Genomic DNA, 8475 nt, shown 5'->3' with positions numbered 1-8475 from the left:
GCCACCCCCGTGGGGTGGGGAGGCCCCGGGCCGCGCGGCCGCGATGGTTGTAACGATTCGTGAACGGTAGGGGTGGTTCCCTCCATCCGGCGTGCGCGCAAAGAGCGCCCTGGAAGCGAGGTCCCCCATGCCCAAGCATGCATCCCTCCCCCCCGAGGGGACACGTTACGTCCCCACGTCCCCTTCCCGTCGGACCGGCCCCGCCCCCCGGACCGGGGCGACGTCCGGGCCCGCGGGGTCCGGGGGGACGCCCACCGATGCGGTGACGACGCCGCGCGCTTCGGGGGGCGCGACCCGTGCGCGGCGACGGACCGTGACGCGGATGGCGTGGATCGTCCTCTGTGCCGCGGTCGCCCCGCTCGCCTGGGCGCAGCCCACCGAGGCGTGCAACGTCAGCGAGACGGTGTTCTCGTCGCTCCGCGGTGGCGGGGTCGAGGGGTACGGCACGGCGTCGGAGCCGTACGAGCTCGGGACGCCTGCGGACGTCCGCGCGATGGAGGCGCAGTACCTGGAGCTCGCGAACCAAGGCCGGAGCGACGACGCCTGTTGGGGGGCGCACTTCGTGATGACGAACGACGTGACGCTGACCGGCCCCTGGACGCCGATCGGGCACGACGACACCGGTTGGGTGGCCTCCATGGCGTTCTCGGGCACGTTCGACGGCGACGGATTCACCCTCGCGAACCTCGCCATCGACGCGCCCGGGGACGACGACATGAACGCGGTGCACGCGGTGGGTCTCTTCGCGGCGCTGGAGCAGGACGAGGCGGGGGGCGTGACGACCACCGCCACGGTCCGCGACGTCGTGCTGTCCAACGTCGCCGTCGACGCGCCCGACGCGCGCGGCGTCGGCGTCGTCGCGGGGCGGGCCCGCGGCGCGGAGATCGTCGACGTCACGATCACCGACGGCGTCGTGTCCGGCCAGGAGGACGTCGGCGGGGTGGTGGGCCAGGTCGAAGGCGTGACCCTCGACGGCGTCGACGTCGGCGTGGAGGTGCGCGGGGAGCAGTTCGTCGGCGGGTTGGTCGGGTACGTCGGGGAGGACGCCGCCTCCGCGGTGGGTGGTCTCTTCGTGAACGAGGCGCGGGCGCGCGGCCTCGTGCAACGACCGGTCGACGATGCGACGTACAAGTACGTCGGTGGCATCGTCGGGATCGCCGACCTCGTCGCGACGACCGACGTCGAGAGTCTGTTTGCACTCGTTGACGTCGTGGTGCACGAACGCGTCGAGGGCATGAACCTCGTGGGGGGCGTCGTCGGCGCGCTGATCGCCGACGCCGGCGACCACGTCGAGCTCGTGCAGGTCGACGTCCGGGCCGGCGTCCGGGGCGACCAGCAGGTCGGCGGGATCGTCGGCCTGCTTTCCTCGTCCGGGTCGCGGCCGACGATGACCCTTCGCGCGACCGTCGTCGGCGGCACGCTGGACGTGGCGCTCGCCTACGCGGGTGGGCTCGTGGCGCGCCTGAACGGGGCCGACCTCGACGTCGCCGACGTGCTCGTCGACGCGCCGCTGCAGAGCTACTCGCCGACCTCGAACCCGTTCCTCGGGGGGCTCGTGGTGGACCCCGATGCGGGCGACACGGTGGAGGTGCGGCGGACGCTGGTGCGCCACCCGCCGCCCGAGGGGGCGCTGTGCCGGGGGTCCGACGCGTCCGACGACTGCGTCGTGTCGGCGGCCGACGTCTTCTACGCGGGGCCCGCGCAAGCGTCCCAAGCGGGGACGCCGCTGAGCGCACCCGAGGTGCTGGATCCGCGGGTCTTCCGGGCGGCGGGCTGGCCGCTGCAGCCCGGCCCGGTGGCGGACGGCACGACCTGGGGGTTCTGCAAGGACGCGGGTCCGCACCTGGCGTGGATGGGGACGCCCGACCCGTGCGACCCCGTGGACGTCGCGACCTCGCTGTCCGTGGCCTCCCCCGAGGCGCGACCGCGGACCGACGTCCCCTTCGACGTGGAGGTGGCCCTCTTCGACGACCTCGGGGACGCGTACGGTGCGCTCGCGGGGTCGACCCTGACGTTGTCCGCGACGGGCGGCCCGGGGGACGGAAGCGTGCGGACGGTGCAGGGGGGTCCCGGCGTGCCGGTGACGGCGACGCTCGCCGCGGGCGCCACGACCGCCACCTTCGAGGACGTCCTGGTGACGGGCTTCGAGGGGTCGTCCGTCACGGACCTCCAGCTGCACGTCGCGGGGTCGGGCGGGTCGGCGGACGCGCTGTCGGCGACCAGCGTCACGCTGTCGCTCGTCGACACGACGGTGTCGCTCGCGACGTCGCGGGATCGGGCGCTGTCGGACGGCGTGGAGGAGGTGATCGCGACGGCGCGGTTCCGCGATGCGACGGGGGCGGCGGTGGTGGACCAGCCGGTGACGTTCACGACCGACGTCGGCGGCTGGTGGCACGACGGCGCGTCGGTGGGCCGGACGCGCGTCGTCGCGACCGACGCGACGGGTGGGGCGCAGGCGGCGCTGCGCTCCGACGGGGAGGCAGGCGACGCGCAGGTGCGCGTCGCCTGCCTGGGCGCGTGCTCCGCGACGGACGTCGTCGCGTTCGTCGAGCCGACCGAACTGCGCATCGTTCCGGGGGCGGGGGTCGCCTGGGTGTACCCCTTGGGGCTTCCCGACGCGGCGACGGCGGTCGCGTACCGCCTCGACGGGGGGCCGTGGACGTCGTTCGCGACGGACGGGATCGTCGGCCCGCTGCGCATCGACGGACTTCGGCCGGGGGCGACGTACGCGCTGGACGTACGGGTCGACACGCCGGACGGGATCGTCGAACCGTACTCGCGGGCGTCGTTGCGGCTGCCCGAGGCCGTGGTCGCGCCGGAGGCGCCGGTGGAACCGGAGGGCACGCCGGCCGTGGCGACGCGGGACGGCGACCGCCTGACCGCGACGTGGACGGTGCGGTGGACGCACGAGAGCGCGGAGGCGCTGGAGGAGGCGTGGGTGTCGTTCGACCCGCCGCCCGGCGCTCGGGTGGTGGAGGCCGGCGTGGCGGAGGGATCGCCCGGACGCCTGACGCGCGAGCCGGAGGCGTGGCGGTGGGCGGGACCCCCGTGGGAACCGGGAGCCGTCGTGGCGTTCGACGTGACGGTGGCGTGGGAAGGAGAGAGGCCATGAGCATCGAAGGTCGCGGGAGCGGTCCGCTCCCCATCACGAGGGGGGCGCGTTGGGTCGCGCTCACGCTCTGCATCGCGTTCGCACTCGGCTTGGTGGGGTGCGGGTCGGGGGGGGCCGGCGGCGCCGCCCCCCCACCCCCGTCGGAGACCGATTCCGCCCCGCCGCCCACCGATCCCGACCCCAGCCCGTCCCCCGGTCCCGACGCCGGCACGCTCACGCTCGGCGCGTGCTTCGCGACCGTGCCGGAGGCGATGAACGAGGGGGAGCGGGCGTGCGCACCGGTCGCGTTGGCCTACGAGGTGCGCTGAGCGCCTCGGTCGTCGGGCGCGCCCGACGGGCGCGCGACCGCCGCGTGGGTGGGGGCGGCCGGGGGCGGCCACGGGGCGGACCCGCGTGCGCTACCGTGGCCGCGTGCCCCCTCGTTACGTCCTATACGTGCGCGGCGTGCCGCGTCTGGAGCGTGACGGTCGGCCGGTCCGGTTGCGCCACCGCAAGGGCCTGGCCGCCCTCGCCGTCCTCGCGTGGGAGGCGGCGCCGTGGGACCGGGGACGCCTCGCCGACCTCCTGTGGGACGACCGCACCGAGGCGCGCGCCCGCGGCAACCTTCGCGTCGTCCTCGCCGACGTGGCGAAGCGCGCCCCGGACCTCCTCGTGCGCGAACGGCGGACGGTGGCGATCGCCGCCGACACCCTCTCGATCGCCGTTCGCGAAGCGCTCGACCAGCAACGCCGGGGGCCGCCCCGCCCCCTTCCCGACGCGCTGCACGCCGACGTCCTGAACGGCTTCTCGGTCCCCGACGCGGCCGGCTTCGACGCGTGGGCGTCCGCGACCGCGGCGGCCTGGCGGTCGTCGCGCCTCGAGGCGATCGACGCGGCGCTCGCCCGCCTCGAGGCGGGCGAGGCCCCGGAGGTCGGTGACGCCGCCGACGTCCGCACCACGCTCCTGCATCAGGCCAGTACGGCCGACCCCTGGAACGAAGTGCGCGCGCAGGCGTACGTCACGCACCTCGCTTCGGTGGGGCGACGCGCGGAGGCGACGGCGTTCGCGGACGCCTTCGCGGCGCTGCTCGAGACCGAGCTCGGCGTGACCGCGTCGCTCACGGTGCGCGCGGACCCCAGGGCGGTGTCCGCCCCGCCTCCGCCCCGCCCCGCTTGGCTCGACGTCCCGGCCGTCGCGCCGCCGCTCGTGGGGCGGGACGCCGACGTGACCGCCGGCGTCGCCGCCCTCGAGGCGGGCACGCGCGTCCTGACGCTGCACGGTCTTCCGGGCGTCGGCACGTCCCGCGTCGCGCGCGCGATCCTCGCGGCCTGGCGGCGCGCCGCGCCGTCGGTCCCCGCCGCGCGGTGGAGGCGGGTCGACGCCGTCGCGACCCCCACCGATCTCGTGCCCGCTCCACCGGGCCCCGCGCTCGTCTTCCTGGACGACGTCGTCGATCCCCACGCCGTGCGGGACGCCGTCGCGAACGCCGTGGCGGCCGCCCCGGACCTGCGCGTCGTCGTGGCGGCGCACGCCCCCCTCGCGTGCCCCGGGGAGCGAACCTTGCCGCTGCGTCCGCTCCCGACGGAGCGGGACGGCGACGCGCCGACCTCCGTGGGCGCGGACGCCGCGCCCGCGACGCACCTCCTCCGCCGAGCGCTCGAGGCGTCCGTGATCGGCACCTCCGGACCCGGGGGGTCGCCGGATGCGCTCCATCGCGTGGCGGTCTGGACGCACGGCCACCCCCTGTCGTTGGTCCTGGCCGCCCACGCGCTCGTGGGCGGGGGCCACACCGCCGCGACCCTCGTGGAGGGCACGGCGGTCGAGCGGTTGCGCGAGGGGCCACCGGACCTCCCGGAGCGCCACCGGTCGCTGGCCCGCGCGCTCGCCCCGACGTTCGTCGTCGCGGACCGGCCCGACGCCCCCGCCAGCGATCACGCCGCCCTCCTGACGGCGCTCGCGTCGGGGGCGTCCCCCCTCCAGGTGCACGTGGCGGTGCAGGTCCTCGAGGCGGCGGGCGTGCCGCAGGCGCGGGCCGAGGCGGCGCTCCGCACGGCGGTCACCCGCGGCCAGGTGCACCTCGACGCCCGGTCCGGCGGGACCACCCTCGTCCTCGACGCGACCGTGGCGGACGCGGTCCGCGGCGGGGCGGCGCCCGACGTCGGTGCGCCGCTCCGGGCGGCGCTGCGCGACGCCCGTCGGGCGTGGGCGTTGGCGCTCGCGCGCCGGGCGGTGGACCGGTCGCAGGCGCCGTACGCGGCGCGGCTCCTGCGCGAGGTCGGCGACGCCATGGAGGACGTCGAGTCGGCGCTGGACGCGCTCGTCGAGCGCGACCCGGAGGCGGGGCTGGACGCCGCCATCGAGCTCGCTGCGTTGCACCGTCGGTTCGGCCCGCATGCGGCGGCGCACGCGCGCCTGGTCCGCCTCGAGGCGCGCGTGGGGCATGCGCTGGACGTCGACGCGATGGGGGACCTGTGGAACGCGCGGGGATCGCTCGCGTTCCTCGCCGACCGGCGGGCCGACGCCCGCCACGACCTCGAGCGGGCGCTCGAGGTGCGGCGCGCATCGTCCGACGCCGAACGCGAGGCGGCGACCCGCATGTCCCTCGCGGCCCTCGAGGCGCTCGTCGGGGACCACGAGGCGGCCCTCGCGCAGGTGCGGGCGGTGCCTCGCCGGCGCGTGTCCCGGTGGACGCGGGCGGCGTTGGACGTGAACCTGGGGAACGCGCACCTCGCCGCGGGGGCGCCGCAGGCGGCGTGCGCGCCGTACGAAGCGTCCGCCCGGGCGCTTCAGGAGCTCGGCGATTTCGAGGGGGCCGCCGGCGCGGCGCTCGGGTGGGCCGCGGTCGCGGCGATGGGGGCGGACGCCGCCGGGGTGGCGGCCGCCTACCAACTGGTGGAGCGCCTGTTCGCGTCGATGGATCAGGGCGCCGACCCGCGCCTCGCGGGGGCCCTGCGCATCGCGGTGCTGCGCTGCCGGGACGCCGGCTTCGTCGACTACGCCGGCGACCTCTCCCGCCTGGGGCAGGCGGCTGCGGAGCGGTACGGCTGGCGGGACGCGTTCCGGACCGACGGCGGGTAGCGCTACGGACCTCGGGGGCCTTGCCCTACGGGCGTGGGGGGAGGGCGGGCTCGACGGGGCGGAGCGTCCTTCGAGCGGCCCGATCGCCCCCCGTCCTCTGACACGACCTTGCAACGATGGGGTGCGGGACTACGGTTTCGTCCGTCGCCCGAGGCGGCGGACGACTCTGGAGGCTCCATGCGTCGACGGCACCCCGCGCTCCCCGCCCTTCCGCCCCTTCGCCGACGTGGCGTCCCGCGTGCGGCGCCCTGGACGGCGCTCGCCATGGTGCTCGCCGCGGCGCTCCTCCTGGGTGCCTGCAGCCCCAACAACGCGCCCCGCGGGTACGTCGTGGACGCCGTGACGCCCGCCATCGCGGACGTCGGCGCGACCGTCACGCTGACCGGTCGGCTGCCGGGCGGAGGGGCGGTGCACGCCTGCGAGCACCCGTTGGAGGGTCTTGTGGTCTCGACCGATCCGGACGCCGCCCCGTCCGACGTGGACGCGTGGCTGTCCGCGACCGACGCCGCCCCGAACCGCGCGTACCCCGCCGCCCGCGCCGTCGTCCCCGCCGAGCTCCGCGGAGCCACCTGCCTGCTGACCCTCGTCGACGCGGACGGCGTCCACTACCCGTCGGACGTCGGAGGGGAGGGCGGCGACGTCGTCGCCGCCCCGACCCTCGCGGTGCGCGCCACCGTCCCCGCCGCGATCTCGGGCGTGAGCGTCACGGACGGAGATGCGCACGCCGTCCTCGCCTTCGACGCCCCCGACCCCGGGGGCCGGCCGATCCTGCGCTACGAGGTGCGCGTCTCGCCGAGCGACGCCTGGCGGACGCCGTCGCCCAGCGACGCGGCGGCGCTGGTGGTGGACGGCCTGACGAACGGCGTGACCTACCCCGAGGCGCACGTGCGGGCGGTGAACGCCGTCGGGCCCGGCCCCGCCGGGACCCCGTTCGTCCTCGCGCCGTTCGGGCCGGCCGACCCCCCCGGGGAGTTCGACGTGACGGTGGGGGACGGCCGCGCGACGCTGCACTTCGCGCCGCCCGATCCGAACGGGCGTCCGGTGACGCACTACCAGGTGCGCGTGAACGACGGCCCCTGGACCGACGTTCCGCTCGAGGAGGCCGGGCCCCCGCTCGTGGTGGAGGGCCTCGCGAACGGCGTGCCGCACGTCCTGGCGGTCCGCGCGGTGACCGCCGCGGGCCCGGGGGCGACCGCGACGGTGGAGGACGTCACGCCCGGACCGCCGCCCCCACCGTCGACCCCGGTGCAGGTGGGGGCGGGCGGCCACCACGCGTTCGCCGTCGACCCGCAGGGGCGCACGTGGGCGTGGGGGTCGAACGGGCACCGGCAGTTGGGGGACGGCACGGACGACCCCCACGAGGCCCCCATCCACGTGACGACGGTACCCACCGGCCGCTGGCGGCACGCCGACGGCGGCGTGGATCACGCGCACCTGGTCGACGCCGAGGGTCGCGTCTGGTCGTGGGGCGACAACGTCGACGGGCGCCTCGGGACGGGCGACACCCTCGACCGCCGCGAACCGGTGGTGCTTTCCGCCCTGGACGCGCACGTGATCCGGACGCTGGACACGGGCGGGAAGAACACCCTCGCGGTGGACGCGGAGGGCGGCCTGTGGCGGTGGGGCGCGCTCAACGCCATCAACTTCGGGACGCGGGAGCTGACCCCGGTCCCCGTCGACGCGCTGTCGCCCGTCGACGTGCGGGGGGTCGGCGTCGGGACCGATCACGCCGTCGTCGTCGACGCGGACGGCGGCGTGTGGGCGTGGGGGGAGAACCGCGACGGGCGGGTCGGGACCGGATCCACGACCGACGTCCCGGTGCCGGTGTCGTTGACCGACGCCTTCCCCCGCCCCGTCACCGCGGTGGCGGCGGGGGCGATGCACAGCCTCGCGCTCGACGACGCGGGCCGCGTCTGGGCGTGGGGCGCGGGGGCGGACGGCCGGCTCGGGACCGGGTCCACCACCGACGTGCACGCCCCCGCTCGGGTCGAGGGCTTCGGGGGGCGACGCATCGTCGCGCTCGACGCGGGCCGCGCCTTCTCCGTCGCCCTCGACGACGAGGGCGACGTCTGGGCGTGGGGGGACGCAGCGTTCGGGCAGCTCGGGCAGGGCAATACCGACGACGCCCACCGGCCCGTCCGGGTGGGGGGCCTCCCGGCCCCCGTCGTCCGCATCGCCACCGGCCTCACGCACGTCCTGGCGGCCGACGGGAACGACGCCGTCTGGGCGTGGGGCGCCAACGACCGCAACCAGGCCGGCGGGACCGGCGACGTGCAGGCCACCCCGGTTCGCGTTCCCCTGCGCTG

4 protein-coding genes are annotated in these 8475 nt (G+C 76.9%); all 4 read left to right on the top strand.

What is annotated here, in order from left to right; genetic code table 11:
• Positions 1 to 322: 322 nt before the first annotated feature.
• Positions 323 to 3112 carry an Ig-like domain-containing protein gene (locus RI554_09160; GenBank protein ID MDR9392181.1) on the top strand — a complete coding sequence of 930 codons (2790 nt, stop codon included), beginning with the start codon at positions 323 to 325 and terminating at the stop codon, positions 3110 to 3112.
• Positions 3109 to 3420: a hypothetical protein gene (locus RI554_09155; GenBank protein MDR9392180.1), complete on the top strand. Its 312-nt coding sequence runs from the start codon at positions 3109 to 3111 to the stop codon at positions 3418 to 3420. The genes RI554_09160 and RI554_09155 overlap by 4 nt, the downstream gene beginning before the upstream one ends.
• Positions 3421 to 3523: 103 nt before the next feature.
• Positions 3524 to 6169 (top strand): hypothetical protein, encoded by a 2646-nt coding sequence (locus tag RI554_09150; protein ID MDR9392179.1) that lies wholly within the window; start codon positions 3524 to 3526, stop codon positions 6167 to 6169.
• Positions 6170 to 6433: 264 nt separating this feature from the next.
• Positions 6434 to 8475, top strand: a 2042-nt coding sequence (locus tag RI554_09145) for a hypothetical protein (protein MDR9392178.1), incomplete at its 3' end; no start/stop codon positions are given.

The sequence above is a fragment of the Trueperaceae bacterium genome, assembly GCA_031581195.1.
GTDB lineage: Bacteria > Deinococcota > Deinococci > Deinococcales > Trueperaceae > SLSQ01.
Note: the sequence above shows the minus strand (reverse complement) of the source record. Positions and strands in the feature narration are given on the sequence as shown.